Source organism: Chitinimonas violaceus (genome assembly GCF_052601015.1).
Map to the genome: position 1 here is coordinate 1 of NZ_JBQXDJ010000193.1, position 878 is coordinate 878.

Here is an 878-nt window from a genome sequence, read left to right on the forward strand (position 1 = left end):
ACTCTGACCGATGTTCAAAAACCATACGGACAGCGCGTTCTTTGACTTCTGGCGAATACTTGGTTGGCTTCTTCATAACTCCATTCTCTCAAGAAATGGAGCCTCCTCACTATCCGGGGGGATTCAATGCTTCCGGTGCCTTGAGCAAAGCATCACAGCAAGTGGCGATAACCGCTCAGGTGCTGTCTGAAGCCTCTGCCGAGCAGGCTACCGGCATTGAAGAAACCAGTGCTTCCATGGAACAGATGTCTGCGTCCGTTATGCAAAATGCCGACAATGCCATCACCACCAATGATATTGCCAATCAAGCCGCTCAAGAGGCTTCGTATAGCGGCCAAGCCGTTGCAGACACAGTACTGGCAATGAAAAGCATCGCGCAGAAGATCTCGATCATTAATGAAATTGCCTCACAAACCAATCTTCTGGCATTGAATGCCGCCATCAAAGCGGCCCGTGCTGGCAATAACGGCAAGGGGTTCGCCGTTGTAGCCACAGAAGTACGCAATCTGGCTGAACGTAGCCAGTCAGCGGCAAATGAAATCGGCGGGCTTACCGAAACCAGCGTCGACCTGGCTGAACGCGCAGGGAAGGCGTTAATCGATATGGTGCCTTCAATCAACAGGACATCGGGGCTCGTCAATGAAATTGCAGCTGCATCTGGCGAACAATCGACCAGCATCAATCAGATCAAGTCAGCCATCGACCAATTGAGCGACCATACACAACATAACGCCGCCGCAGCAGAAGAATTGGCGGGGGTGTCAGGATTTCCGTGTTCAAGGCGGGTTTGAGATTCACACGGATGATCGAATAAACCGATCCGCGTAAAGAATAGCGAATTGGTTCATGGCCGTCTTCCAATCCTTGGCGGCATAGCC

The 878-nt window shown here is 51.7% G+C and carries 1 protein-coding gene; it reads left to right on the plus strand.

The window, feature by feature from the left end; all coding sequences use genetic code 11:
* On the plus strand, positions 1–791 hold a 791-nt coding region (locus ACUHMQ_RS20855; RefSeq protein ID WP_445297359.1), incomplete at its 5' end, for a methyl-accepting chemotaxis protein.
* Between the last annotated feature and the right edge of the window lie 87 nt (positions 792–878).